The organism is Streptomyces sp. NPDC048636 (genome assembly GCF_040650655.1).
In the GTDB taxonomy this organism is placed as follows: Bacteria; Actinomycetota; Actinomycetes; order Streptomycetales; family Streptomycetaceae; genus Streptomyces.
This window is the reverse complement of sequence record NZ_JBEZHR010000005.1, coordinates 1-24,655: the sequence shown is the minus strand read 5'-3', so window position 1 is coordinate 24,655 and position 24,655 is coordinate 1. Positions and strand designations below refer to the sequence as shown.

32 protein-coding genes are annotated in these 24,655 nt (G+C 71.0%); 28 read left to right on the top strand and 4 right to left on the bottom strand.

Translation table 11 applies throughout. From position 1 onward, the window contains the following. Window positions 1-31 precede the first annotated feature (31 nt). Complete coding sequence (locus tag AB0C66_RS15335) at window positions 32-892, bottom strand: helix-turn-helix transcriptional regulator (RefSeq protein WP_362437468.1); 861 nt, start codon at window positions 890-892, stop codon at window positions 32-34. Between the two features lie 314 nt (window positions 893-1,206). Here AB0C66_RS15335 and AB0C66_RS15330 point away from each other — a divergent pair, with 314 nt between their 5' ends. The 6 genes from AB0C66_RS15330 to AB0C66_RS15305 all read left to right on the top strand — a co-directional run bounded on the left by AB0C66_RS15330 (window position 1,207) and on the right by AB0C66_RS15305 (window position 5,008). After that, window positions 1,207-2,679 carry an MFS transporter gene (locus AB0C66_RS15330; RefSeq protein WP_362437466.1) on the top strand — a complete coding sequence of 491 codons (1,473 nt, stop codon included), beginning with the start codon at window positions 1,207-1,209 and terminating at the stop codon, window positions 2,677-2,679. Window positions 2,680-2,794: 115 nt separating this feature from the next. Continuing rightward, window positions 2,795-3,319, top strand: a complete 525-nt coding sequence (locus tag AB0C66_RS15325; protein WP_362437464.1) for a hypothetical protein — start codon at window positions 2,795-2,797, stop codon at window positions 3,317-3,319. Window positions 3,320-3,475: 156 nt separating this feature from the next. Beyond that, window positions 3,476-3,664, top strand: coding sequence for a maleylpyruvate isomerase N-terminal domain-containing protein (locus AB0C66_RS15320; protein WP_362437462.1), 189 nt, complete (start codon window positions 3,476-3,478; stop codon window positions 3,662-3,664). Window positions 3,665-3,851: 187 nt separating this feature from the next. After that, window positions 3,852-4,082 carry a hypothetical protein gene (locus AB0C66_RS15315; RefSeq protein ID WP_362437460.1) on the top strand — a complete coding sequence of 77 codons (231 nt, stop codon included), beginning with the start codon at window positions 3,852-3,854 and terminating at the stop codon, window positions 4,080-4,082. Between the two features lie 27 nt (window positions 4,083-4,109). After that, entirely contained in the window at window positions 4,110-4,355 is a 246-nt protein-coding gene (locus tag AB0C66_RS15310; protein ID WP_362437458.1) for a hypothetical protein, read from the top strand. Further along, window positions 4,352-5,008 carry a M15 family metallopeptidase gene (locus AB0C66_RS15305; RefSeq protein ID WP_362437456.1) on the top strand — a complete coding sequence of 219 codons (657 nt, stop codon included), beginning with the start codon at window positions 4,352-4,354 and terminating at the stop codon, window positions 5,006-5,008. Before AB0C66_RS15310 ends, AB0C66_RS15305 begins: the two co-directional genes overlap by 4 nt. 84 nt (window positions 5,009-5,092) lie before the next feature. Here the strand turns inward: AB0C66_RS15305 and AB0C66_RS15300 are convergent, their stop codons facing one another. Continuing rightward, window positions 5,093-5,692: a CGNR zinc finger domain-containing protein gene (locus tag AB0C66_RS15300; protein WP_362437454.1), complete on the bottom strand. Its 600-nt coding sequence runs from the start codon at window positions 5,690-5,692 to the stop codon at window positions 5,093-5,095. Window positions 5,693-5,770: 78 nt separating this feature from the next. On the opposite strand from AB0C66_RS15300, the gene AB0C66_RS15295 reads away from it, so the two are divergent. Then, window positions 5,771-6,484, top strand: a complete 714-nt coding sequence (locus AB0C66_RS15295; protein ID WP_362437452.1) for a haloacid dehalogenase type II — start codon at window positions 5,771-5,773, stop codon at window positions 6,482-6,484. Window positions 6,485-6,591: 107 nt separating this feature from the next. Further along, entirely contained in the window at window positions 6,592-8,172 is a 1,581-nt protein-coding gene (locus AB0C66_RS15290) for an FAD-dependent oxidoreductase (protein ID WP_362437450.1), read from the top strand. Between the two features lie 36 nt (window positions 8,173-8,208). Here AB0C66_RS15290 and AB0C66_RS15285 read toward each other — a convergent pair whose 3' ends face one another. Then, window positions 8,209-9,459 carry a PP2C family protein-serine/threonine phosphatase gene (locus tag AB0C66_RS15285; RefSeq protein ID WP_362437448.1) on the bottom strand — a complete coding sequence of 417 codons (1,251 nt, stop codon included), beginning with the start codon at window positions 9,457-9,459 and terminating at the stop codon, window positions 8,209-8,211. 280 nt (window positions 9,460-9,739) lie between these two features. Here AB0C66_RS15285 and gvpJ point away from each other — a divergent pair, with 280 nt between their 5' ends. The 13 genes from gvpJ (at window position 9,740) to AB0C66_RS15220 (ending at window position 16,598) form a co-directional block, all read left to right on the top strand. Then, a complete protein-coding gene (gene gvpJ, locus AB0C66_RS15280) occupies window positions 9,740-10,204 on the top strand; it encodes a gas vesicle protein GvpJ (protein ID WP_362437446.1) in 465 nt (154 codons plus the stop codon). Further along, complete coding sequence (locus tag AB0C66_RS15275; RefSeq protein ID WP_362437444.1) at window positions 10,204-11,007, top strand: GvpL/GvpF family gas vesicle protein; 804 nt, start codon at window positions 10,204-10,206, stop codon at window positions 11,005-11,007. Before gvpJ ends, AB0C66_RS15275 begins: the two co-directional genes overlap by 1 nt. Before the next feature lie 2 nt (window positions 11,008-11,009). Continuing rightward, window positions 11,010-11,261, top strand: a complete 252-nt coding sequence (gene ccmI / locus AB0C66_RS15270; RefSeq protein WP_362437442.1) for a c-type cytochrome biogenesis protein CcmI — start codon at window positions 11,010-11,012, stop codon at window positions 11,259-11,261. A gap of 3 nt (window positions 11,262-11,264) precedes the next feature. After that, window positions 11,265-11,702: a gas vesicle protein GvpO gene (gene gvpO / locus AB0C66_RS15265; protein WP_362437440.1), complete on the top strand. Its 438-nt coding sequence runs from the start codon at window positions 11,265-11,267 to the stop codon at window positions 11,700-11,702. Further along, the gene (locus AB0C66_RS15260; RefSeq protein WP_362437438.1) at window positions 11,699-12,058 is read left to right on the top strand and encodes a gas vesicle protein; all 360 of its coding nucleotides are present in this window, start codon (window positions 11,699-11,701) and stop codon (window positions 12,056-12,058) included. Before gvpO ends, AB0C66_RS15260 begins: the two co-directional genes overlap by 4 nt. Further along, window positions 12,055-12,846, top strand: coding sequence for a GvpL/GvpF family gas vesicle protein (locus AB0C66_RS15255; protein WP_362437436.1), 792 nt, complete (start codon window positions 12,055-12,057; stop codon window positions 12,844-12,846). The genes AB0C66_RS15260 and AB0C66_RS15255 overlap by 4 nt, the downstream gene beginning before the upstream one ends. Continuing rightward, window positions 12,843-13,031, top strand: coding sequence for a gas vesicle protein (locus AB0C66_RS15250; RefSeq protein WP_362437434.1), 189 nt, complete (start codon window positions 12,843-12,845; stop codon window positions 13,029-13,031). Before AB0C66_RS15255 ends, AB0C66_RS15250 begins: the two co-directional genes overlap by 4 nt. Further along, a complete protein-coding gene (locus AB0C66_RS15245; RefSeq protein WP_362437432.1) occupies window positions 13,021-13,341 on the top strand; it encodes a gas vesicle protein K in 321 nt (106 codons plus the stop codon). Before AB0C66_RS15250 ends, AB0C66_RS15245 begins: the two co-directional genes overlap by 11 nt. 16 nt (window positions 13,342-13,357) lie before the next feature. Further along, a complete protein-coding gene (locus tag AB0C66_RS15240) occupies window positions 13,358-14,041 on the top strand; it encodes a HemK2/MTQ2 family protein methyltransferase (RefSeq protein WP_362437430.1) in 684 nt (227 codons plus the stop codon). Next, the gene (locus tag AB0C66_RS15235) at window positions 14,025-14,294 is read left to right on the top strand and encodes a CDGSH iron-sulfur domain-containing protein (RefSeq protein WP_362437428.1); all 270 of its coding nucleotides are present in this window, start codon (window positions 14,025-14,027) and stop codon (window positions 14,292-14,294) included. The genes AB0C66_RS15240 and AB0C66_RS15235 overlap by 17 nt, the downstream gene beginning before the upstream one ends. Continuing rightward, window positions 14,291-15,334: an iron-containing redox enzyme family protein gene (locus tag AB0C66_RS15230; protein ID WP_362437426.1), complete on the top strand. Its 1,044-nt coding sequence runs from the start codon at window positions 14,291-14,293 to the stop codon at window positions 15,332-15,334. Before AB0C66_RS15235 ends, AB0C66_RS15230 begins: the two co-directional genes overlap by 4 nt. Before the next feature lie 201 nt (window positions 15,335-15,535). Then, window positions 15,536-15,709, top strand: a complete 174-nt coding sequence (locus tag AB0C66_RS15225) for a CsbD family protein (protein ID WP_362437424.1) — start codon at window positions 15,536-15,538, stop codon at window positions 15,707-15,709. A 115-nt stretch (window positions 15,710-15,824) separates the two neighbouring features. Continuing rightward, window positions 15,825-16,598: a VOC family protein gene (locus AB0C66_RS15220; protein ID WP_362437422.1), complete on the top strand. Its 774-nt coding sequence runs from the start codon at window positions 15,825-15,827 to the stop codon at window positions 16,596-16,598. A gap of 55 nt (window positions 16,599-16,653) precedes the next feature. Here the strand turns inward: AB0C66_RS15220 and AB0C66_RS15215 are convergent, their stop codons facing one another. Beyond that, complete coding sequence (locus AB0C66_RS15215) at window positions 16,654-17,553, bottom strand: LysR family transcriptional regulator (protein WP_362437420.1); 900 nt, start codon at window positions 17,551-17,553, stop codon at window positions 16,654-16,656. Between the two features lie 242 nt (window positions 17,554-17,795). Here AB0C66_RS15215 and AB0C66_RS15210 point away from each other — a divergent pair, with 242 nt between their 5' ends. The 7 genes from AB0C66_RS15210 to AB0C66_RS15180 form a co-directional block, all read left to right on the top strand. Further along, window positions 17,796-18,251 carry an ATP-binding protein gene (locus AB0C66_RS15210; protein ID WP_362437418.1) on the top strand — a complete coding sequence of 152 codons (456 nt, stop codon included), beginning with the start codon at window positions 17,796-17,798 and terminating at the stop codon, window positions 18,249-18,251. A 263-nt stretch (window positions 18,252-18,514) separates the two neighbouring features. Further along, window positions 18,515-19,747 carry an MFS transporter gene (locus AB0C66_RS15205; RefSeq protein WP_362437416.1) on the top strand — a complete coding sequence of 411 codons (1,233 nt, stop codon included), beginning with the start codon at window positions 18,515-18,517 and terminating at the stop codon, window positions 19,745-19,747. Between the two features lie 85 nt (window positions 19,748-19,832). After that, window positions 19,833-21,203 carry a M20/M25/M40 family metallo-hydrolase gene (locus AB0C66_RS15200; RefSeq protein WP_362437414.1) on the top strand — a complete coding sequence of 457 codons (1,371 nt, stop codon included), beginning with the start codon at window positions 19,833-19,835 and terminating at the stop codon, window positions 21,201-21,203. A gap of 46 nt (window positions 21,204-21,249) precedes the next feature. Continuing rightward, window positions 21,250-22,476: a CoA transferase gene (locus AB0C66_RS15195; RefSeq protein WP_362437412.1), complete on the top strand. Its 1,227-nt coding sequence runs from the start codon at window positions 21,250-21,252 to the stop codon at window positions 22,474-22,476. Beyond that, window positions 22,473-23,258, top strand: a complete 786-nt coding sequence (locus tag AB0C66_RS15190; RefSeq protein WP_362437410.1) for an enoyl-CoA hydratase/isomerase family protein — start codon at window positions 22,473-22,475, stop codon at window positions 23,256-23,258. The genes AB0C66_RS15195 and AB0C66_RS15190 overlap by 4 nt, the downstream gene beginning before the upstream one ends. 254 nt (window positions 23,259-23,512) lie before the next feature. Continuing rightward, window positions 23,513-23,740: a DUF6480 family protein gene (locus AB0C66_RS15185; RefSeq protein WP_362437408.1), complete on the top strand. Its 228-nt coding sequence runs from the start codon at window positions 23,513-23,515 to the stop codon at window positions 23,738-23,740. 240 nt (window positions 23,741-23,980) lie between these two features. Then, the coding region (locus AB0C66_RS15180) for a thiamine pyrophosphate-binding protein (RefSeq protein ID WP_362437406.1) at window positions 23,981-24,655 on the top strand (675 nt) is incomplete at its 3' end.

Genomic DNA, 24,655 nt, shown 5'->3' with positions numbered 1-24,655 from the left:
GGCGGCGGGGCGGTACCCGTTTGGTACAGCCTCAGCGGGGCGAGGGATGGGCGGCCGGGTCCAGGCGGAGCATGGCCTCCTCATCGGCGGATCCCGCCGGGGCCTGATAGACGACCAGGCGCTGGCCACCGCTGCGGGCCAGGGTCATCACCTCGAACGTCAGCGTCATCCTGCCCACCTTGGGGTGCTGGAACGTCTTCGCGCCGCCACCGCGCTCCCGGACCTCGTACCGGTCCCACAGCTCGGCGAACTCCGGTGATTTCAGGAGCAGTTCTCCGACGATACGGGCCAGCCGCGGCACATCGGGGTCGGCGCCCCCGACCGCCCGCAGATGGGCGACGGACTGGGCGACCGTCTCCTTCCAGGGGACGTAGAGGGCCCGGCCGACGGGGTGCAGGAAGAAGAACCGGGTGATGTTGCGCTGCTCCGGGGGCCAGTCCCACAAGCCCGGCAGCAGGCGCCGCCCCGGCGCGTTCGCCGCCAGGCAGTAGTTGTACGGGTCGACGACATACGCGGGCATCGGGCGCAGCCGCTCCAGCATCTGATGGACGGACTCGCGCACCGTGTCATCGGCCACCGGCCGGGGTTCGGTGAACCGGCCCGAGGCCAGCTCCGCCAGGTCGTGCAGCCTTTCGTGGGCGTCGCCGGACAGGCGCAGCGCCCGGCCGATGGCGCCGATGACGACGGCGGAGGGGTTGCTCTCGCGCCCACGCTCCAGACGTGTGTAGTAGTCGACGCTCACACCGGCGAGCGTGGCCAGCTCCTCGCGGCGGAGGCCGGGTGTGCGGCGGATGCCCGCGCCGGGCGGCAGCCCCGCCTCCTCGGGACTCACCAGGGCGCGCCGCGCCCTGAGATACCTGCCCAGCTCCGTGCCCCCGTTGCCTTCGCTCATGCGTCCATTGTCTCAGGAGCCCGCCACTGCTGGGGGGCTGTGGCAGGGCCAGGAACGGGGCGCCCCGGCAAACGGCGGCCTGCCACGCGGCCGGTACGGGCGGCAGAGTGGACGGTGTCGCGGAACGGTCCCGTCCCCGCGGTCCCAGGGGGTGCACGGCACCGGGCCGCGGACGCGGGGGCGGGGACCGTCCCGCCGCGCCACGTCTTCGTTTCTTCCCTGAAGTCTTCCCCGAAGTGGCTTCGTGGTCCGTTCCTGGCCGGGCGGTTCCGGCAAAGCCGTCTTCGCCGCCCCTCTCGTTGGAGGAGTCACCTGTGAGCGTCACCACCGGGCACGACCGCGTGCCGTCCCCCGAAGCGGACCCGCTGCCGGCGCTTCCCACACCGCGCCGCGCCGCGGGCGCCGTCACGGGCGGTGCCGGGCCCGACGCCGGCGACGGCCGCCCCGGGGTCGCCCTGATCACCGCCCTCCTCGGCTTCACCGTCATCAACGTCGATGTGTCCGCCGTGAACCTCGCCCTGCCCGCCATCCGGGACCGCCTCCACGCCGGGATGTCGGGCCTCCAGTGGGTGGTGGACGCCTACACCCTGATGTTCGCCGCGCTGATGCTGTCCGCGGGCGCCCTCGCCGACCGGGCCGGGGCACGGCGCGCGTACGGCTGGGGGGTGTCGCTGTTCACGCTCGCCTCGCTGGGCTGCGCTCTGGCCCCGGACATCAGCTCCCTGGTGGCGGCGCGGGTCCTCCAGGGCAGCGCGGCGGCCATCCTGATGCCCGCCTCGCTCGCCCTGATCCGGCAGGCATACCCCGACGCCCGGCGCCGCGGCCGGGCCATCGCCCTGTGGACGGTCGGCGGCTCGGTCGCGATCGCGGCCGGTCCCGTACTGGGTGGTGCCCTCACCCAGACCGCCGGGTGGCGTTCGGTGTTCCTGCTGAACCTGCCGGTGGGTGCGGTGACCCTGCTGCTCCTCACCCGGGTGGCGCGTTCGCCGCGCAGGCCCGCGCCGCTGGATCTGCCGGGCCAGCTCGCGGCGGTGGTGGCGCTCGCCGGACTCGCCCTCGGCGTGATCGAGGGCGGGCACGAGGGGTGGACCAGCGCCGTGGCCCTGGCCGGGTTCGCCGCCGCGGCCACCGGGGTTCTGGCCTTCCAGCAGGTGGAGCGGCGCCACCGGGCACCGATGGTGCCACCGGCGATGCTCCGGCGCCGCGAGGTGTCCGTGTCGCTCACCGTGGGTTTCGCCCTCAACGCCGGTTTCTACGGTGTGGTCTTCCTGCTCGGCCTCTACTGCCAGGAGTTGCGGGGCATGTCCGGGCTCGCGACGGGGCTGATGTTCGTCCCGATGGCCGCGCTCACCACCCTCACGAACCTTCTCTCCCCGCGACTGGCGGAACGCACCGGGCGGCGGGCGGTGATCGTCGCGGGACAAGTGATCCTGGCCGTGGCGATGTTCGCGCTGCTGCCGCTCACCGCGGACACACCGCTCTGGCTGGCCCTGCTCCTCCTCGTGCCGACCGGCATCGGCGGGGCGCTCGCGATACCCGCGCTGACCGCCCTGCTGATGGACAGCGTGCCGGGTGAACGTGCGGGCACCGCGTCCGGCCTGCTGAACGCCCTGCGGCAGACCGGGGGCGGGCTTGTCGTCGCGTTCTTCGGCTCCCTGCTCGCCACTTCCGGGGACGCGGCGTTCTCCCTCCCGGGGATGCGGGTGGGCCTGGTGGTGGTGGGGGTGCTGCTCTGTGTCACCTCGGCGGTGGCCGGAGCGCTGCTCCCGCGCGACAGCCGGTCCTGAGCGGTCCCTCCCGCGGGGCGGGCTGTCCGTGGCCTCGGACGGGAGTGGGAGCGGATAGGGTGACATGCGCCTGCCGAGCAGGTCCATCTTCTGACATATCAACGGGGGTTGAAACATGAAGCTCCGCCATGCCCGCGCCATAGCCGTGTGCGCCGTGGTCCTGGTCGCCCTGACGGGAGCGCGCCGCTCCGGAGGCGGTGGCTGTGACGACAACGACAACGACCACTCGAGCTCCAGCTCATCGGGCGGGGGAATCACATCGGGCGGTCTGAGCACCGGCGGGAACGGCTCGACGGGCAGCACTCCCGGAGCCACGCCGACCGGTGGATCCCGGAACGATGACGCCACACAGGAGATCAAGATCGTGAAGTGCACGGTCGCTCCCTCCGAGACGATGGGCCTGATCGTCGACTACACGGTCACCAACAGCGCGTCCTACGACGCCACCTACCACGTCTCCTTCGACTTCACCGACACCTACGGCGGTGAGCTCGGGTTCGCCATGGACAACAGCGATGTCATCCCCGCCGGACAGACCAGGAGCCAGAAGGCGTACGGCTCCTTGAAGGGCGAGGCGAGCGGTGGCGGCGACGGTGACTGCGATATCGATATCGCCAACAAGTTCCACGGCGACCGCTGACCGCAGGCCCCGGTATCCCTCGGTGAGCGGTTCGGCCCCGTAGTCGAACATGAGATCGACGAGATTGCGTGAACGTGGGACAACGCGCCACGCGCTGTGCCACGTTGTCGCAAGGAGATCTGCGCAACGCACTTCTCCGCAGATCAGGAGGGCAGCGTGACTAACGGGGCCGAGGCCGCACGCACGGACTGGCAGGTACTGGAGGCGGCGCACCGGGCGCTGCGCGATGCCGTACGCGAGATTCCCGCCGCCGACTGGGCGAGGCCGACTCCATGCGAGGGGTGGAACGTCGCGCAGGTGCTGCTGCACGCGGCCGGGGCCAGCAGGCGTACGCGGCGTTTCTGACCGGCGGGCCGGGGCCGGCGTACAACCCGTTCGAGCCCGCAACAGCCTTCGACGGAGCGCCCGAGGACGTACTCGAGCCCGCCCTCGCGAGCGCCGCGGGCGCGTGGGCGGGGGTGGAGCGCGACGCCGTGGAGGTGCCCGTGCCGATTCCGCCGAAGAAGACGACGGCCGAACTGGGCGTCACCGCATGTTGGACGCGGCGGTGCACGCCTGGGACATGGCCGTGGCCACGGGGCAGCCGTCACCGCTCACCACCGAGTTGGCCCGCCCGCTGCTCGCCGCTGCGCGGCAACTCGCGGAGCCGCTGCGGGGGTTCGCCTTCGGCCCGGAGCTTCCGGCCGAGGAAGGCGACGACGAGGTGGCGGCACTGCTGCGTTACCTCGGCCGTCGCCCGGACTGGAGCCCGGCGCAGGCGTGACCCGGGGGCCGGACGCCCGAGAGGTTGATGCCGTGCGCCTGGACCGCGGTGATGCTGCTCGGCCTCGACACCGACAAGCCGGGGCCATTCGCCGGGTACCGCGTGCTGGACGTGGATGTCGCCGACGAACTGGTGGTCCTGAGTTCCTCCTCGCGCTGGAACATGTTCCTCGACGCCGTCCTCCCGGGTGAGGAGTCGGCGGCCATGGACTGGTCCGTCGACCCCGCCGAGTTCCATCAGGGGCCCGGCGTCCGCGAGATGATCGCGTCATGACTGAGATCGTTCTGATGTCCGACCCGAGGGTCGCGGCCGTGCCCGTTCAGGAGTGCGGTGAGCGGCTCGTGGACGTGCGACGGGACAGCCCCCTGCTGATCGACGAGCGGAAGGGCGAGGGCTCCGCCGGCGCCTTCACCCACCTACGGGAAGACGTACTGCGTCGGCTGCTCAAGGCCCAGGAACAACTGCCGCACGGGATGCGGCTGCTGTTCGTCGAGGGGTATCGCCCGCCGTCCTTGCAGCGTCACTACTTCGACGAGTACGCAAACCAACTGCGGAACGAACACCCGGACTGGTCCGCCGAGCGGATCCGCTCGGCGGCCAGTCGCTATGTGTCCCCGCCCGAGATCGCACCGCACAGCGCCGGTGCGGCCGTCGACCTGACGCTCGCGGACACCGACGGCCGGGAACTCGACATGGGCACCCGGATGAACGCCTCTCCTGAGGAGAGCGCGGGCGCCTGTTACACAGGAGCGGACAACATCAGCAGCGAGGCCCGCTCCCACCGGAACGTCCTGAGCGCTGCGCTCACCGCTGTCGGCCTGGTCAACTACCCCACCGAGTGGTGGCACTGGTCCTACGGAGACCGCTACTGGGCCCTGATGACAGGAGCGGAATCCGCCCTCTACGGGCCCAGAGAGCTCGACTGACCGCAGGCCCGTGGGGACGCCCGAGCAAGGCGTCCCCACCAGGGCGCGTCCGGCCGGCCACGGAGCCGGCGATGGAGGTGTTACCTACTCCGGGTGGCTCGGTTCCCGGGCCACTGACACCCGGCCCTTCCCGAGATCGCGACCCTCTTGGGCGGCTTGCCTGCGGGCTCGATAGGCGGCGGCCTTGACGCGATTGCCGCACTCCTCCATACCGCACCAGGTGCGACGTGCACCACGGGAGCGGTCCAGATAGAGGCGAGTGCAGTCCGAACGACCGCACTCCTTCACGCACGCGTGGCGGTCGGCGAGCACGGCGATCCCGCCGCGTGCGACCTGGGCCAGCGCGGAGCGGAGATCGCCTGACAGCCGCAAGCCCGCGTCGCTGAGCTCGACCGTGGGCACCGGCCCGGCGGCGGCCTCGTTGACGACAGCGAGGCCGGACGGCGAGAAGCGACGGTCCCGTAGGCGATCGAGCGCCAGTTGGTAGATCGCCTCACGTAGCCGCAGCGCCGAGGCGAAGCCCTCGACATCGACGGTCACCTGGTCGGGGAGCCCCTCGCAGGCGCGGACCCACTGCTCAAGATCGGCGGGTGCGGCCAGGAGGTCGACGGGCTTGTCCCGACGGGACACCACGGTACCGACCAGGTCCAGCGCCGGGCTGCCACTCACGAATGCGAAGCTCACATCACCATCTTGACCGGTGACGTGAACGCGGGCAACAATCGTCACCTGTTTGACCGGTGACGCGAGACAGGAGACCGGATGGCCGGGGCGAAGGACATCGAGGTTGTCGTCTTCGACGTCCTCGGAACGATGGTCGACGAACCGGGCGGGCTTCGAGCGGCCATTCGCGACGCGGTGCCCGCCTCCGACAACGCATCCGACAGCGCATCCGACGACACGTCCGTCGACCGGCTGCTCACCGTGTGGCGAGAGCATGTCGAGCGCGAGCAGCAACGCATCGCGGAGGACGGCCGGACGTACGCCAACACCGAGATCATCGACCGCGAGGCCGCTCAACTCGTCGCCGACCGCGCCGGGCTCACCGACCCGGCGGCCATCGGGCGACTGGCCACCGCCGGTCAGCGCCTCAAGCCCTGGGACGACTCCCTCGCCGGACTCGCCCGCCTCGCGCGGCGGTTCCCCGTGCTGGGGCTCTCCCACGCCAGCCGCGCGGCGCTGCTCCGGCTCAACGCGTACGCGGGGCTGCGCTGGCACCAAGCCCTGTCCGCCGAAGACGCCCGGGCCTACAAGCCCGCACCGGAGGTCTACCGGCTCGCGCTCGACGCGGCGGGTTGTCCACCGGAGCGTGTGCTGATGGTCGCCGCCCACGCCTGGGACCTTCGCGGAGCTCAGGCGGTGGGCATGCGCACCGCCTACGTACAGCGGCCGGGCGGGGATCCGCCGCAGCGCACCGACACCTTCACCTGGCGGTCGGCCCACCTGGATGAGCTGGTCGCCGCACTGGCGGGCTGACCGACCGGCGCGGCCCTGGCCCGGCGCCCGGCGTGTCACGACCGGTTTCGCGGGCACCCGGGGCGAAATCGCGGCCGGGCAGCGGGCCGGACGGAGAGGAGCGGGCGATGACAAGTCTTCCCACCGGATACGCGCCCTCGTCGTACTGGATGTCCTCGGTGCCGGGACCTTCCTTCCCGGCCCTGGAGCCCGGCCGGGAGGGCACCGCTCCCGATGTCGAGGTGGCCGTGGTCGGCGCGGGCGTCGCGGGTATCTGCACGGCCTGGGAGCTGGCGCGCGCCGGGCGCCGGGTGGCGCTCGTGGAGGCGGGCCGACTGGCCGCCGGGACCACCGGCCACACCACGGCCAAGCTCTCCGCTCTCCAGGGGCTGGCCTACCAGGACATCCGCGCCGCCCGCGGGGCGGAGGCGGCCCGGCTCTACGCCACGTCGCAGACCGACGCCGTGGACCGGGTGCGCCAGGTGACCACCGAGCTGGAGATCGACTGCGAGCTGGAGGAGTCCCCCGCCCTCACCTACGCCGAGGGCGAGGAGGGTGTGGAGCGGGTACGGGCGGAGGCGGAGGCCACCTCGGCGGCCGGACTGGACGCCTCGTTCACCACCGCGACCGATCTGCCCTTCCCGGTCGCGGGGGCGGTGGAGCTGGCGGGACAGGCGCAGTTCCACCCCCGGAAGTATCTGCTCGCGCTGGTGGCGGACCTGGTCGCACGGGGAGGTCTGGTCTTCGAGCACACCCGGGTGGTGAGCCTCGGCGAGGGCCATCCGTGCCGCCTCACCACCGACCGCGGAGCGCGGTTGCGCGCCCGGGACGTGGTGGTGGCGACGGCCTACCCGATCTTCGACCGGGCCCTGCTCTTCCCCCGGCTGGAAGTGAAGCGTGAGCTTGTCGTCGCCGCGGTGCTCCCCGCCGACCGCGCCCCGCGCGGCATGTACCTCACGCCCGAGGACGGTACCCGCTCGGTGCGCACCGCGCCGTACCGGCCGGGGCGGCGATTGCTCATCGTCACCGGGGAGAAGTTCACGCCCGGTGACGGTGGCGTCGAGCGGCGGTACGCGCGGCTGATCGACTGGACACAGGACCGTTTCCCCGGTGCCGAACCGGCCTTCCGGTGGGCGGCGCAGGACAACTGGACCACCGATCATGTGCCCTTCGTGGGCCCGTTGCACCCCGCCTCCCGCCATGCCTACGTGGCCACGGGGTTCGCCGGGTGGGGCATGACCGGCGGCGTGCTCACCGGCAGGCTGCTGGCCGCGCGGCTCACCGGGCGGCCCTCGCCGTGGGAGGACCTGTACGACCCGCGGCGGCTGAATCCGGTGCGCGAGGCCCCGGCGCTGATGCGAGTCCAGTCCACCGTGGCACGCCACTTCGTCGGCGACCGGCTGTCCGGTGACGGCGCCGACGCGGTACGGGACATCCCGCCCGGTGGCGGCGCGGTCGTCCGTTTCGGCGGCCGTCAGCTGGCCGTCCACCGCGATGAGCGGGGCGGGACGCACACGCTGTCGGCCCGCTGCCCCCACCTGGGCTGTCTGGTGCGGTTCAACGACGCCGAACGGACCTGGGAATGTCCTTGCCACGGCTCGCGGTTCGCCCTTGACGGCAGTGTGCTCCAAGGCCCGGCGGTGCGTCCGCTGAAGCGCGTCGAGGACGACGAGCCGGGGACACGCGAGGCCGGGGAGGGCGCGGGGTGAGCCCCGCTCCGTCCCCCAGGACCCCGGCTCGTCCGTTCACTTCCGCGGGGTCTGCGCTCCCTCCTCCGGGACACCCGCCAGTCTGGCCGCCTGCCCACTGGGCGTGGGCGTGCCGCTGAGCCATTCGCAGAACAGGACGGTGGCGTCGTCCTGGAGCTCTCCGCCGTGGTGCTCCAGTACGGCGTGGATCACCCGGCGCAGCGTCTCGGGCACCGGCAGACCGGCGGCGTGGTGGTGGATGAGCAGGTCGGTGAAGCGCTCGACACCGAATTCCCGTTCGCCGGGGCGGCGCGCCTCGGTGATGCCGTCGGTGTAGAGGACAAGACGGTCACCGGGGTCCAGCCGCTCATGGCACACGGTGGCCTCCGGCCCCAGGCCGATACCCATGGGAAGCGCGGGCGAACAGTCCAGGAAGGCCGAGCCGCCGCTGCCGCGGCGGATGACGATCGGCGGCGGGTGGCCGCGGTTGATCCAGGACAGACCGCCGGTGCGGGTGTCCAGGCGGCACAGCACACCGGTGACATAGCGGCCCTGCGGGGCCTGTTCGAGCAGCGCGTCGTCCACGGCCCGCCCCATCTCCACCAGCCCGGCTCCCTGTCGGCGGGCGTTGCGGCCGGCGCCCATCGCCAGGGCCGTGGTGAGCCCGGCGGCCGTGTCGTGCCCCATGGCATCGAAGATCGCCATGTGGACCAGCGGCCCGTCGGTGGCGTAGTCGTAGGCGTCCCCGCTGATCTGGTACGCGGGTTCCAGTACGCCGGAGATCGCCACCCTGCCGTCCACGAACGTGCGCTCCGGCATCAGGTTCCACTGCATCTCGGCGGCGATGCCCATCTTCCTGGTGCGCGACAGCCGGGCGTAGGTGTCGCTGGTGTCCGCCTTACGGACGATCAGCAGGGCGAGCAGCGCGGCCAACGCCTGCATGTCCTCCCGGGCCTGTGCGTCGTCGGCGTCGACGGTCAGCCGCATGACCCCGACCCGCTCGGTGCCGTCCACCAGCGGCACCCAGCGCCGGTTCGCATCCTCCGGAACGTCGTCGGTGATGATCTTTCCCAGTTGGTACGCCCGCCCGGCCACGGTCTCGTCGATCATCAACTCCTCGGGGGCGTCCGGGGCCGCCGGGGCCACCGCGAGCCCGGCGCCGGAGAGCCTGCGCAGGACGTTGCCCTGGAGATCGCGCAGATAGATCACCACCTGGGTGAAACCGGCCAGCGCCGCGTACTCGCCGGCCCTGGCCGGCAGCATTTCCAGCGGCATCAGATGGCTCTCGGCCAGCAGACCGGCCAGCATCCGTCGCCCCCTGGCATCCCGATCACTCAGCACAGCACTATCAATACCGCGTGATCCCACACTGAGCGTCACGACACGGGACCCCGGGTGAGGAGCGCAGACCAGAGGCGCCCTGCGTCGATGAAGTCACCCATAACGCCCAAATGAGACATACTCGAAAATAGGTTCGCGTGGAGGAAAGCGCCAGAGGAACCCACAGAAGGCCAGAGGACAGAAGGACGAGGCGCCGCGGCGGCATCCACGCCGCTGGCGGGACCCGCCCCTGGAACAGGTGAGCGTGGTGACCGTAGCAAGTCAGCAAGGCCAGTATCTGGACCGGTCCGGCTCCGGCAGCAGCCTGGTCGACGTGGTCGACCTCATCCTGGACAAGGGCCTGGTCATCGATGTGTATGTGCGTGTGTCCCTGGTGGGGATCGAGCTGTTGACCATCGACGCCCGCATCGTGGTCGCCAGTGTCGACACCTATCTGCGCTTCGCGGAGGCGACGAACCGTCTCGACCTCGCCCGCAGCGGCACCGAGACCCACGGTCTGCCCGGTCTGATGGACGACCTGCGCGAAGGCGGCAGCCAGAAGAAGACCAAGGGCGCCCTGGAAGGCGTCAAGGAGTCCGTCTCCGACCTGCTCCAGGGCGACGACGAGGAGGACGACGAAGACGACGAGGCCGAGGACGAGGCAGGCGCCGAGGAGCGGGAACGGCCCCGGCGCAAGCGGAGTTCCAGGGCCCATAGGGAGCGCGAGCGGTGATGGCGGGTAACGAACGTGCCTGTTATGTCTACGGTGTCGTGGCGGACGACCGCGACGACGACGTCGTCAAGGATCTGTCCGCGGTCGGCGACCGGGAGGCCACGGTGACCCTGGTGCGCCGGGGCGGCCAGGCCGCCGTGGTCAGCGAGGTGCCCACCGGCAAACCCCTGGGCACCCCGGACGATCTGCGGGCGCACGCCCGGGTGCTGGACGCCCTGGCGGCCGATGGCTCGCCCGTGCTCCCCTTCCGCTTCGGCACCGTGGTGCGCGACACCGACGCGGTCGCCGGTGAGCTGCTGGCCGAGGGGCACGACGACTTCGACCGGGCGCTCGAACGGCTGCGGGGCCGTTCGCAGTTCAGCCTTCGGGCCCGCTATGTGGAGGACGCGGTGCTGCGTGAGGTGCTGACCGAACAGCCGGAGGCCAGACGGCTCCGGGAGCAGCTCCAGGGGCTCCCGGAGGAGGCGGGATACAACGAACGGATCCAGCTCGGACAGCTGATGATGGACGCCATCGCCGCCAAACGGGAGGTGGACGCGCTGGAAGTGACCCGGCGTCTGGGGCCGTTGGCGCTGGCGTCGGCCACCTCGGAGCCGTCGTCCGCCGAGGGCCTGGTCAACGCCGCCTTCCTGGTCGAGGACGCACGGCGCGCCGACTTCGAACGGGCGGCGGAGGAACTGGCCGCCCACTGGCGTGACCGGGTGCAGCTGCGGCTGCTCGGGCCGCTCGCCCCCTACGACTTCGTGGCCGACGCGCTCGGGGACGGCCAGGAACCGGCACCCGGGACGGACGAAGGCGGTTAGCCATGGGACTGTTCAGCGGACTGATCACCCTGCCCCTCGCCCCCGTGCGCGGCGTCGCCTGGATCGCCGAACAGATCCACGAGGAGGCCCGTCGGCAGCTCTACGACCCCGCCGTCATCCAGCAGCGCCTCGAGGAGGTCGCGCGGGCCCGGGAAAGCGGTGAACTCGGCGAGGAGGAGGCGGCGGAGCTGGAGAGCGAGCTGGTCCGCCGCTTGATGTCCGGCGGTCCGCCCACCGGGGGCATGGAGGTCTGAACCGTGCCCCGGGAGCAGCGGCGCGCACGCGAGGAGGACGGCCGGGAGCGGGAGCCGGACCGCGAGCGGGAGCCGACCCGCGCACGCGAACGCAAACGCGAAGGCAAGCCGGACCGCGCACGTGAACCGGACCGCGATCGCGGGGGTAAGCCTGCCCGTCCCCGCCGGGAGCGGAGCCGTGGCGTCAGCGCCCGTGACGCCGCCCGGAGCGCGGCGCGCCAGGTACGGGACCTCACGGGACGCGACCCGGAGGGAGTCACCTCGCTGGAGCGCCGGGAGGACCACTGGGTGGTCGGCATCGAGGTGGTGGAGACCCACCGCGTCCCGGACTCCACCGACATCCTCGCCGAATTCCGCGTCGAGGTGGACGACGAGGGTGAGCTGCTCTCCTACCGCCGCGACCACCGCTACTACCGGGGCAGGTCGGAGGAGCGGACATGAGCCAGGGCTCGGACTGGAACGTACCGTCCCGGCGCGCGGAGCCGTCGCGCGAACCGGCCCGGCGCGGCACCGAGCCGTCGAGCCTCGCCGACATCCTGGAACGGGTGCTGGACAAGGGCATCGTCATCGCCGGAGACATCCAGATCAATCTGCTGGACATCGAACTGCTGACGATCAAGATCCGGCTGCTGGTCGCCTCCGTGGACCGGGCCAAGGAGATGGGCATCGACTGGTGGGAGCACGACCCCACCCTCTCCTCCGGCGCCCGGGACGTCCTCGAGGAGAACGAGCGACTCCGGCGGCGCGTCGGCGAGTTGGAGGCGGGCGAGGACACGGACGGGGAGGACGAGCGGTGAACGGCCCCGATTCCACCTGGCTCTACGCGGTGATGACCGCCCCGTCGGAGGGCGGTGCTCCGGCGGCGCTCACCGGCGTGACCGGCGTGGCGGGTGAACCGGTCCGGCTGGTCGTGGGTTCGGGACTGGCCGCCGTCGTCGGCTCCGTACCGCGCGGTGACTTCGACGAGGACGCGTTGCGCGACCATCTGGAGGATCTGCGGTGGCTGGAGCGGGCGGCGCGCGCACACCACCGTGTGATCAACGAGTCGGCCCGCCACGGGCAGGTCGTCCCGCTGCGGTTCGCCACGCTCTACCACGACGACGAGCGCGTCCGGGCCATGCTCGAGGAGCGCCGGGACGATCTCGCCGACACCCTCGCCCGGGTCACCGGCCGGACCGAGTGGGGCGTCAAGGCCTATGTCGATCCCCGTGCCTTCGTGCCCGCCGCGGCCGAGGACACCGACGGCGGTGACCGGCCGGGAACCGCCTATCTGATGCGCCGCCGGGCCCAGCGGCAGGAGCGGGAGAGTGCCCAGGACCGCGCCGCGGCACGGGCCGGGGAGATCCACACCGCGCTGGCCGGGAGGGCGGTGGCGACGGCGGCGCATCCACCGCAGGACACGGCGCTGGCCGCGTACGAGGGGTGGATGGTGCTCAACCACTCGTATCTGGTGCCCGACACCGCCACGGACGGTTTCACCGCCACCGTGGACGCCCTCCGGGAGCGATACCCGGATATCACCCTGGAGCTCAGCGGCCCGTGGCCGCCGTACTCGTTCACCGCTCCGCCGGAGGTGACGCCATGACACACGCGGTCGAACGACGGGAAGTGGCGCTGGTCGACCTTCTGGACCGGGTCCTGGCCGGAGGTGTCGTGATCGCCGGTGAGATCACCCTGACCATCGCCGATGTGGATCTGGTGCGGATCTCCCTGCGCGCGCTGATTGCCTCGGTGCGGGCGGAGAACCAGGAGGACGGCGATGACCTCTGACCGCGCCCCCGCCCGGCGCGGCGCTTCCGGAGAGGTGCCGCGGCGGATCGAGGTCGACGAGGAGTCGGTGCGCCAGAGCCTGGCCGGTCTGGTGCTCACCATCGTGGAGCTGCTGCGCCAGCTGATGGAACGGCAGGCACTGCGCCGGATCGACCAGGGCGGTCTCAGCGAGGAGCAGATCGAGCAGCTCGGAGTGACCCTGATGGCGTTGGAGGAGAACATGACCGAACTGCGTGAACACTTCGGTCTGACCGAGGAGGACCTCAACCTCGACCTCGGCCCGCTGGGCCCCCTCCTGCCCCGCGACTAGCACCGGGTGGCGATGGATGATGTTGATCGGTACACAGGCGGCACCGGCGCAGCGGGTGATGACGCTCCCCGGTGTGTACGTGCCCCAGCACGACACCAGGCTGCTGTTGCGGGCGCTGCGCCAGGAGGTGGTCGGCAGCGGTACGGAGGTGCTGGACGTCGGCAGTGGAAGCGGTGTCCTGGCGGTGGCGGCGGCGCGGCGCGGGGCCCGGGTCACCGCGGTGGACATCGCCTGGCGGGCCGTGCTCGCCACCCGGGTGAACGCGCTGCTGTACCGGCAGCGGGTCCGGGTGCGGCGGGGCGATCTGGCCGACCCGGTGCGGGACCGTTCGTTCGACGTCCTGGTCACCAACCCCCCGTATGTGCCGGATCCGCACGGGCGGCTGCCGGGGCGCGGCGAGGCCCGGGCCTGGGACGCGGGGAGCGACGGCCGGGCCGTGGTGGACCGGGTGTGTGATATCGCGCCGTCGGTGCTCCGCGCCCACGGTGTGCTGCTGATGGTCCACTCCGGGCTGTGCGGCACCGGGACCACATTGCGGCATCTGGCCTCCGTCGGGCTGCGGGCCGAGGTCGTCGACCGGGCGCTGGTGCCCTTCGGACGGGTGCTCCGCCCCCGCGTGCCATGGCTGCGACAGCAGGGCAAGCTCGACGACGGTGCCGACCGGGAAGAGCTGGTGGTCATCCGTGGACAGCGACTCTGAACGCCCCCGCCGCGTCACCATCGACCCCGACGGGCCGCTGGTGATCGAGGGACCCGTGGAAGTGGTCGACGAGAACGGTACGGTCGTCTCCCGCCGCTTCGCCGCCGCGATCTGCACCTGCCACCGCAGCGGTATCTACCCCTGGTGCGACACCAGCCACCGCACCCGCGCACACCGGGCCGGGGACGGCTGCCACCCCCGCTCACGCGCCGACGAGCACACGTGCGCCGACGGAGAGGAGGAGGGCGGATGACGGCCCTCCAGGGTCCGGACGCGACGGCCCAGGGCCCGGAACTGCCACCACCGCGCGGCCCTGTGTCGGCGGACCTCGTGGCATGGCTCCGGACGGGGACGGGCGCCCTCCCCACCTGCGCGCGAGCGCGCGGTGCGCATCCCTACGGCGAGGACGCCCAGCTCGCCCTGTACCTGCTGTACGAGCTGCACTACCAGGGCTTCCGCACGGTGGACGACGATCTGGAGTGGGATCCCGCGCTGCTGTCGCTGCGCCGCGCCCTGGAGGAGTCCTTCCTCCACGCCCTGCGCGCCGATGTCCGGGTGAGCGGCGGTCCGGACGAGGCCATGGAGTCGCTGCTCACCGAACCCGCCGCGGACAGCCGGACCAGTGTCAGCCACTTCCTCCAACGCGAAGGCCACCTGTGGCAGTTGCGCGAGTACGCGGCCCTGCGGTCCCTGTACCACCTCAAGGAGGCCGATCCGCACGCCTGGGTCATCCCGCGGCTGCGTGGCCGCGCGAAAGCGGGGATGGTGGCCGTGGAGTTCGACGAGTTCGGGGCCGGGCGCGCGGAGGACATCCATTCCCGGCTGTTCGCGGACCTCATGGAGGATCTGGGCCTGGAGCCCGCGTACGGCGGCTATGTGGACAGCGCTCCGGCCGAGGCGTTCGCCACGGTCAACCTGATGTCGCTGCTGGGGCTGCACCGGGCCCTGCGCGGCGCGCTGGTCGGCCACTTCGCCACCGTGGAGGTCACCTCCCCGCCCGCCTCCCGGCGGCTGGCCCGGGCGATGCGACGCAACCGGGCCGGCCCGGCCGCGGAGCGGTACTACGACGAACACGTCGAGGCCGACGCCGTGCATGAGCAGATCGTGCGGCGGGAGGTGGTCGGCGGCCTGCTGCGGGAGGAGCCGCGGCTGGCACCGGACGTGGCGTTCGGCATCGAGGCCACCGGTTTCCTGGAGGACCGTCTGGGCGCGTGTCTTCTGGGGGCGTGGCGGTCCGGCCGGAGCGCGCTGCGGGTCCCGCTGGGCCCGCACACCACGGCGTCACCCGTCTGACCTCCACACGTCCGGCCGCCACGCCGCGCGCGGTTCTCGGATGCCGCCGCAGGGGCCCTGCCCACCCGTGCGGGGCAGTCGGCGTTGACACCCCTGTACGGCGGGACTTCCATGGACAGTGTGCGCCGTAGCCGTACCGCACGGCGGCCTCGCATGAGCGCGCCGGCTACCGCCACGGATCACGACAGGAGGCGGCCACCGATGAACGTCGGCAAGAAGATGGCTCACAAGGCCGAGGAACTGAAGGGTCGGGCCCAGAAGGCGATGGGGCGGACCACCGGAAACCGTCGGCTCGAGACCGAGGGCCACGGCCACCAGGCCAAGGGCGGTATGAAGCAGGTCGGAGAGAAGATCAAGGACGCTTTCCGGCGCTGAGCGAGCGTTCCGCCCGCGGCGGGCGCGCGTCATCTCGCGCGCTCCTCGGCGCACTCCCCGAGGGGCGGTGTCGAGGTGCGCGATCGAGGTGCGCGTGCGGAAGGAGGCCGGTTCGATGACGTCTGGCGGGCATGACCGGGCGTGCTCGCCCCGCTGGGTCGGTCTCACCACCCCTGACCTGCGGATCACACAGGACTTCTACAGCGCCGTCCTCGGCTGGACCTGGCGCGCCAGCGAGGCGGACGAGCGGTTCCGGCTCGCCCTGAGCGGCGGGGACCCGGTGGCCAGCGTCAGCGAGGCGGCGTCCGGACTCCGTGCCGCCGCCCGCTGGACACCCTTCTTCGTCACCGAGGGCGCGGATGGCATCGCGGCACGGATCCATGAGCGCGGTGGAACCGTCGGGGTCGGTCCGCTGCCCTTCGGTACGGGCCGGGTCGCCCTCGCCTCCGACGCGCACGGAGCGGTCTTCGGCTTCTGGGAGGGCGCGGTGTTCCCCGGCTGGCCGACGGGCCGGGCCCGGAGACCCGCCTGGCTGGAGTTGCGCACCCGCGACACCTTCGCCGCCGCGCTGTTCTACGGCCAGATCTTCGGCTGGACCGCGGAGGATGGCACCTGCACGGTGGAGTACGGGAACGAGGAGGTGGTGGTGCGCGAGGCGGGCGTCAAGGCCGCGGTGATCCGCGGTGGCGCCGTCGAATCGGCGCCCGACCCTCAGGTGCGGCCCCGCTGGCGTGTGCACTTCCGGGTGGCCGACGTGGACGCCGCGGTGGCCGCCGCCACCGCGGCGGGCGGCGCCGTCGTCACCCCGGCCGCCTCGTCCCCCGGCGCGGAACGCGAGGCGACCCTGCGTGACCCCATCGGCGGCTCCTTCCGGGTGACCACGGGGTGACCGGCGCCCACGGCATCCGTATCCGCGTTTTCCCCGATCGTGCCGACCGCCTTCGTCACACCTCGATTTCCGAGAGCTGACGGACCAGATGGTCGGCGAACTCCCCCACCAGTTCCGGGAGTTGGCGGCCGACCATGGCCTGGATCTGGAGGGTGCGCAGATGCATCTCCGGATTGAGGATGGTGATGGCCTTCAGCCCGTCCACGCGCAAGCGCCCATGCACGCTGATGTGGCCGATCAGCGATACGGCGTTCGTCTCTCTGACGAAGGTCGACAGGGCGACGGAGCTGGAGCTCACCAGCAAGGGGTCGAAGGAGATGCCCTCGATCGAACAACAGAGGTCGAAGAGGCGTCTGTTCGTCGTGCCTTCTTCGGTGAGGGCGACCGGATAGGGGATGAGGTCGCGCAGATGGATGGCGCTACGGTCGGCGAGCGGGTGATCCGATCGGACCAGGGCCTGGATCGGCGCTCGCTGGGCGTGGACGACGCGGACGTCGGGAGCGGGGGCGAGGCTGAAGGTGACCGTCAGGTCGGCCGAACCGTCCTTGACCATCTGCGTGGCCAGTGCGGGGGGCACCACGGGCAGTTGGAAAGTGACGCCGGAATGCTCCTTACGGAAGGAAGCCATGGCATGCGGGAGGAATTCCAGGGCGGCGCCCTGCGAGCTGGCCACACGGACGACGGCCGCCATTCTTCCGCGGCCGCGGATATCCGCGAGCACCTGATCTGATTCCAATGCGGCCCGGCGGGCATAGGACGCGAGGAGGGCCCCGGCCTCACTCGGCACCATTCCGCGCGGTCGGCGCTCGAAGAGCGCCACGCCGATTTCCTGCTCGAGCTTGCCGATCTGCCGGCTGATGGCCGAACCCGCGACCAGCAACCGCCGGGACGCCTCGTTCACCGAGCCGGTGCGAACAACTTCGAGGAAGTACTCAAGAGCCGGGCTGTTCAGCATGCTTTCAGCATATGGCGGCATTGCCTTCTGGGCAACGACTTGTTCTATAAATTGCGATTGCGCGAACGGGCGAATCGTGCCTACCTTCGCCATATGCCCTGCGGGCTCACCCGGCCGGGCGGATCGCACGACGCACAGCGCGACCCTCCACGGCGCTCTCCTCATACGGCGGTCCGGCCCATGACTTATTCAGCCGCTCGGTGTGCAACTTCCCCGCAGGCACGTCACGGCAGGGGAAAACGATGAATGCGACAGCATCCGGCGAATACACCGGCTCGTTCGCGACGTCACGGCGGGACGCGGAATTCATCTGTCCGCTGCCACACATTCCGGAGTCCGTCGCCCTGGTGCGGCGACGCGCGCGCACCGTACTGACGGGCTGGAATCTGCCCCATGCCGTCATTGAGGACGCGGTCCTGGTGATATCCGAACTGGTCACCAACGCGGTCACTCATGCCGTCCCTCCGGCAGTGCTCCAGCTCTCGCGGAACGGGGCGGAAGGGCCCCGCGCCCTGCGCGTCGAGGTCACCGACGCGGGTCCCGCCCCGTCCGTCCCCCGCCCGGCCGACGGCCGGCAGCCGGTGGAACACGGCCGCGGCCACGGCATCGTCGCCGCCCTGGCCGCCCGGCACGGTGTTCGGGCCGACCCCGGCGGGATCACGCACTGGGCGGATCTGCGGACGGAGCGAGGGCGATGAACCCGGAGTCGGGCGTGGATTGCCGTTCGGGCAACGAGGTGTTCTAAAAGTTGCGATTGTGCGCATGCGCCCGCACCTCTAGCGTCATCGCCCAACGAGTTCACGAATGCGTCTCTTCCGCTTCGTACTCACTTATCGGCGGTTCCACCCTGCGCGACAGTTCGCCTGCTCGACCCAAGGGAGTAACACTCATGACGACCGCTAGAGAGACGGGCCCGACCCATGCCGAGAAGCCTATGAGCAAGAGCCGCACCCGGCGTGCCGTGCTCGCGGCCACGGCCGGGAACACGCTCGAGTGGTACGACCTGACATCGTACGGCTTCTTTGCGGCCTCGATCTCCAAGGCATTCTTCCCGGCCAGTGACCCCACGGTCTCCCTGATGCTCGCTTTCGGCACATTCGGGGTCTCGTATCTGGTCCGGCCCTTGGGCGCGCTGGTCCTGGGCACTTACGCGGATCGCACCGGGCGGAAGGCAGCGCTGCTGCTCACGATCCGGCTCATGATGATCGGCACGTTGCTGATCGCTGTGATGCCCTCGTACGAAACCATGGGAATAGCCGCACCGTTGCTGATTCTGCTGGCCCGGCTGATGCAGGGCTTCTCGGCCGGCGGCGAGTTCGGCAGCGCGACCGCGTTCCTGGCCGAGCAGGCGTCCGACCGGCGCGGCTTCATGGCGAGTTGGCAGTTCGCCTCGCAGGGTCTGGCCACCCTGCTGGCCGCGGCTTTCGGCACCGTACTCAGCCTGACCCTGTCCGGTGCGCAGCTGGATTCCTGGGGCTGGCGCATTCCGTTCATCATCGGCCTGCTGATCGGCCCGGTGGGATACCTGATCCGCCGCCATGTCCCGGAGACCACCGAATTCATCGACGCGTCAGAACACGGGAAAACGGCAACGACCCCGGTCCGCCAGGTGCTCCGGAACCAGAAGCTGGCGATCCTCCTCATGGTCGGCGCACTGGCGATGTCCACCGCGGTGACCTACGTGATCGTCTATATGCCGACCTACGCACATGAGGTTCTCGATCTGCCGTCGTCCGCCGGTTTCATCGGCGCGGCGGTATCCGGAGTGGCGCTGACGACCCTCACACCGCTGATCGGCCATCTCTCGGACAAGGTCGGCCGCATCAAGGTCATGCTCATTGCCGGGATCGCGCTGATCCTCAGCATCTACCCGCTGTTCCTGCTGCTCTCAGGTCGCCCCTCGCTGTTGGTCATGGGCGTGGTGATGTTCACGCTCGGGGTCCTGAAGGCCTGCTACTTCGGTGCACTGCCCGCCCTGATGTCCGAGGCGTTCCCGACCGCGACGCGTGGTACCGGCCTGTCCCTGAGCTACAACATCGGGGTGATGTCCTTCGGTGGCTTCGCCCCCGTGATCATCACCTGGATGATCGCCACCACTGGCAGTCACCTCGCGCCCGCCATCTACATCGTGGTGATCGGCGCCCTGAGCATCGTCTCCCTACTGGCCGCCCGCCGCTTCCTCTCCCTGCGCTGACCCGCCGGCCGCACTCCGAACCGCCCGATGAACCACCTGACGGGCTCGCCGCCCGATGGCTCCCACGAAAGAACGAGGCCACACGATGACCGACGCTTCCACGATCCGCGCTCAACTCCCCGGCACACCGCGCGAACTCGTGCAGGAGTGCCAGGACGAACTCATCGCCGGACTGATGGAGTACGTCAGCCAGCCCGGTGTGAGCGCGACCGGCGAAGGCTTTCCCGCCGCGACCGATTGCGCGGTCGAGCAGGTCAAGCGGGCCGGACTGACCCCCTCGGTGCTGGCCGGCGGGGGCCGGCCGCTGGTGGTCGGCCATCGCGAAGGGCCTGAGGGAGCGCCCCACATCCTGATCTACGGCCACTACGACGTCCAGCCGACCGGTCCGCGTGAGATGTGGGATTCCGAACCCTTCGCCCCGGTCGTGCGGGACGGGCGGATCTGGGGGCGTGGCACCGGCGACAACAAGGGCCAGCACTATGCGCACCTTCAAGCGCTGCGCCTGTTCGACGAGCATGCCGGGGCGCTCCCCTGCTCGGTCACGGTGCTGCTCGACGGCGAGGAGGAGATCGGCAGCCCCACACTGGCGCACACCCTGAGCACGCACCGGGAGCGGTTCGACTGCGATCTCGTCGTCTGGAGCGACCGTTCGGTCCATGAGTCCGGTGAATGGTGTGTCTCGCACGGAGTGCGCGGCATGCTCCGCCTCCGCCTCGGCGCGACCGGCGCCAGTCGTCCCCTGCACTCCGGCAACTACGGGAATGTCGCGCCCAATCCGGCGTGGCAGCTGGTCCAGGCGCTGGCCACTCTCAAGGACCCCGGCGGCAGGGTCCTCGTCGAGGGATTCGACGACGGCCGCCAACCGCTGTCCGACGCCGACCGTGCCGCCTTCGCCGCACTCCCGCTCGATCTGCGGGAGGTGCTCGGCGAGATCGGGCTGACCGCGATGGACCCCGCCTTCGACGGGCTGTCCTTCTACGAGCGGCTGGCCGACCGGCCCACGCTGACGATCAACGGGATCGTCACCGGTGATGTGAACCGGACCATCATCCCCGACACGGCGGAGGCGGGAGTGGACATCCGGCTGACCCCGGGCCAGGACCCGCAGGCCGTCTTCGAGCGGGTGGCCGCACATCTGCGGACCCATGCCCCTGAGGTGACGGTCACCAAGGTCGGCGGCGTACCGGCGTCACGGACCTCGATCGACAATCCCCATACGCCCAGGGTGGCACGGGCCATCTCCCGGGTGACCGGACGTGATCCGCTGCTGATCCCCGCGTACGGCGGCACGCTTCCGGACTGGATCTTCACCGGGATCCTCGGTCTGCCCAGCATCGGGCTGCCGCTGGCCAACGCCGACCAGGCCAACCACGCGCCCAACGAGAACCTCCGCGTCGACTACTTCCTCGACGCCACCGCCATCTGCATGGAGCTCCTGCTCGAACTGGGCACCTGACCGTCCGGCCCGGCGAAACCCACTGGAACAGAGGCGTGACACCGCAATGAGCACCACACCACACTCCCAGCCCTGGCTCGTCCACGAGGGTGCACTCACCGGACTGAAGGTCCTCGATCTGTCCCGCATCCTGTCCGGGCCGTTCTGCACCATGATGCTCGCCGACCTGGGTGCCGATGTGATCAAGGTCGAGGACACCGTCTCCGGCGATGACACACGGGCCTGGGGCCCGCCCTTCCAGGGCGAGGACGCGGCGTACTTCCACAGCGTCAACCGCAACAAGCGCGGTATAGCGGTCGACCTCAAGGACCCCGGCTGTCTGCGCCTGGTGCGGAAGCTGGCCACCACCGCCGACGTGGTCGTGGAGAACTTCCGGCCCGGCACCGCGGCCCGGCTCGGCCTGGGATACGAGGACGTCCGGGACGGCAATCCCGCCGTCGTGTACGCCTCGATCAGCGGGTACGGGCAGACCGGTCCGTACCGGAATGAACCGGGCTATGACGCGATCGCACAGGCGGTCAGCGGCGTCATGAGCGTGACCGGCGAAGCCGCCGGGCCACCGGTGCGCTTCGGGGTGTCACCCGCCGATCTCGCCGCGGGTATGTGGGCCGCGATCGGTGTCCTCGCCGCGCTCCGCAACCGCGAGCACACCGGTACGGGCGAGTGGATCGACATCTCGCTGCTGGACGGCCAGGTGGCCTGGCTGAGCTATGTCGCCAGTGGGTACTTCGCCTCCGGGAACGTGCCGCGGCGCTATGGCTCGGCCCACCCCACGATCGTCCCGTACCAGGCGTTCCCCACCGCCGACGGACATCTGATGGTCGCCGCCGGAAACGACGGGCTGTGGCGCCGCTTCGCCACCGCGATCGGGCTCACCGCGCTGGCCGACGATCCGCGGTTCACGACCAACCCCGACCGGGTGCGCCACCGTGAGGAGTTGCTCCCGCTCATCGAACGCGCGCTGAGCGCCCGCGGCGCCGAGGAGTGGGCCCGGCTGCTCGCCGAGGCGGAGGTACCGGCCGGGCCGATCAACACCGTCGACAAGGCCCTGGAACATCCCCAGGTCGTCGCGCGCGGCATGGTCGCCGAACTCGAGCACGCCGACGCCGGCCCCCTGCGCACGATCGCCTCACCCATCAAGCTGTCCGGCCAACCGTCGAGCATACGCACACCGCCGCCCCGCCACGGGGAGCACACCGCTCACGTCCTGACCGCGCTGGGCGTCACCCCGGGGCAACTGGCCGCCCTCCGCGCGCGAAAGGCCGCGAAGTGACCTCCGCACCCGCTTCCGGCCTCACCATCGCGACGTCCCGGTCCGGTGCGATCACCGAGATCCGGATCGGTGACGGCAGCCGACGCAACGCCCTCCCCGGCCGGGATTGGGCGCGGCTGGCCCGCCGGGTCAGGGAGCTCGGCGCCAGCCGGTCGGTCCGGGTGCTGGTCGTCCGCGGGCACGGCGACACGTTCTGCGCCGGCTCCGACATGACCGACTGGGTGGACGCGGATCCCGGCTACGTCGAAGAGTCCTTCGCGCACATGGAGGAGGCGTTCTGTGCGATCGAGGACTGTCCTGTCCCGGTGGTCGCAGAAATCCGGGGAGTCGCCGCCGGCGCGGGATGCCAACTCGCCCTCGCCTGCGACCTGAGGCTGATGGCGGATTCCGCGCGGATCGGTATGCCGATCGTCCGGCTCGGTATCCTCGCCAGCCCCGCTTTCGCCGCACGGCTGGTCGCCGTGGCCGGGCCCGCCACGACCCGGGAGTTGCTCTACACCGGCCGGCTCGTCGACGCCCACACCGCGGTGGCGCTCGGACTGGCCGACCACCATGTGCCCGAGGCCGACCTCACCGCCCGCACCGACCGCCTCGTCGCGGGAATCGCCGAGCAGCCGGCCGCGGCGATCCATGCCGCCAAGCTGGCGGTGACCGCCGCGCTGACGCCACAGCGGCGGGCCACTGCCGCCAATCCACGTGCGGCGGTGGCGCCGTCCCACTTCAGCCGGGCGGTCGCGGCATTCCTCGGGCAGGGGCGACGAGCTCCCGGTACGCGTGGGTGAGCTCATGAGCCCCTCGCGGCCCGTGCGGTAGCCCGGCCCCTTCCCTTCGCACGGCGGCATCGACGGCTACACCGCGACCCCCCAGGTCACCGTGACGGCACCACGCACAGCTGGGCGATCTACGCGGACCAAGGAATTCCCAGGGCGCTGACAGCGGCCGAGAGCGTCGTCGTCCGGCGCGACGGGGACAAGTCCGGGGCCGAGCGATCCCGCGCTCATGCGCTTACACCGGATAAAGAGGGAGAATGGTGCATATGAGCGATAGAAACCCCGATTCGGACCCCCGTCGCGACTCCGGGCTCGCTGCGGGTGCGGGCGTGCCCCCGGGCGAGACGCCCCCGGCTGAGGGAAGTACCGCCGACGCGGGCCCGCGGGAGACCTACAACCCGACCAAGGGCTGGAGCAAGGGTCCCCTCTTCATCATCCTGGTCCTGGTGGCCTTCTTCCTCGCGTTCTGCATCGCCTATGCGGTGGTGGTGTAGCCACCGGGAGCAGGTACCAACCCCGGGCCCGGTCACGACGGGCCCGGGCGGCCGTCATGTCCTCCGAAAGAGCAGGACTGGGGCCGGCCGGGCCGGGAACCCCGGGATGAGTGCGTTGTAGGCACGGCGGTCGAGTGCCCTGGCGCACCGTCCGCCATCGGCCGGATGGGGGGGCAGGCGGCGGGGACGGGCGTACGCGGCGCCCTGGCGTCCGCGCGCTATGGACGAGAGGAAGAACCTGTGTCACTCAAAGTGTCCGACTACATCCTCCAGCGACTGCGCGAGTGGGATGTGGAGCATGTCTTCGGCTATGCGGGCGACGGCATCAACGGCCTGCTCGCCGCCTGGGGACGGGCCGACAACCGGCCCCGGTTCATCCAGTCCCGGCACGAGGAGATGTCCGCCTTCCAGGCCGTCGGCTACGCCAAGTTCTCCGGCCGCGTCGGCGTATGCGCCGCCACCTCGGGCCCCGGCGCCATCCACCTGCTCAACGGCCTGTACGACGCCAAGCTGGACCACGTCCCCGTGGTGGCGATCGTCGGCCAGACCAACCGCAGCGCCATGGGCGGCTCCTATCAGCAGGAGGTCGACCTGCTGAGCCTCTACAAGGACGTCGCCGCGGATTTCTGCGAGATGGTCACCGTCCCCGAGCAGCTCCCCAATGTCATCGACCGGGCGATCCGGACGGCCTACGCCAAGCGCACCGTGACGGCCGTCATCGTCCCCGCGGACGTGCAGGAACTCGACTACTCACCGCCCACCCACGCCTTCAAGATGGTGCCCTCCAGCCTCGGGATGTCCTCCTACGCGTCCGTCCCGGGCACAACGGACCTCGACCGCGCCGCCGAGGTGCTCAACGCCGGGCAGAAGGTGGCCGTCCTCATCGGCCAGGGCGCCCGCGGGGCACGGGCCGAG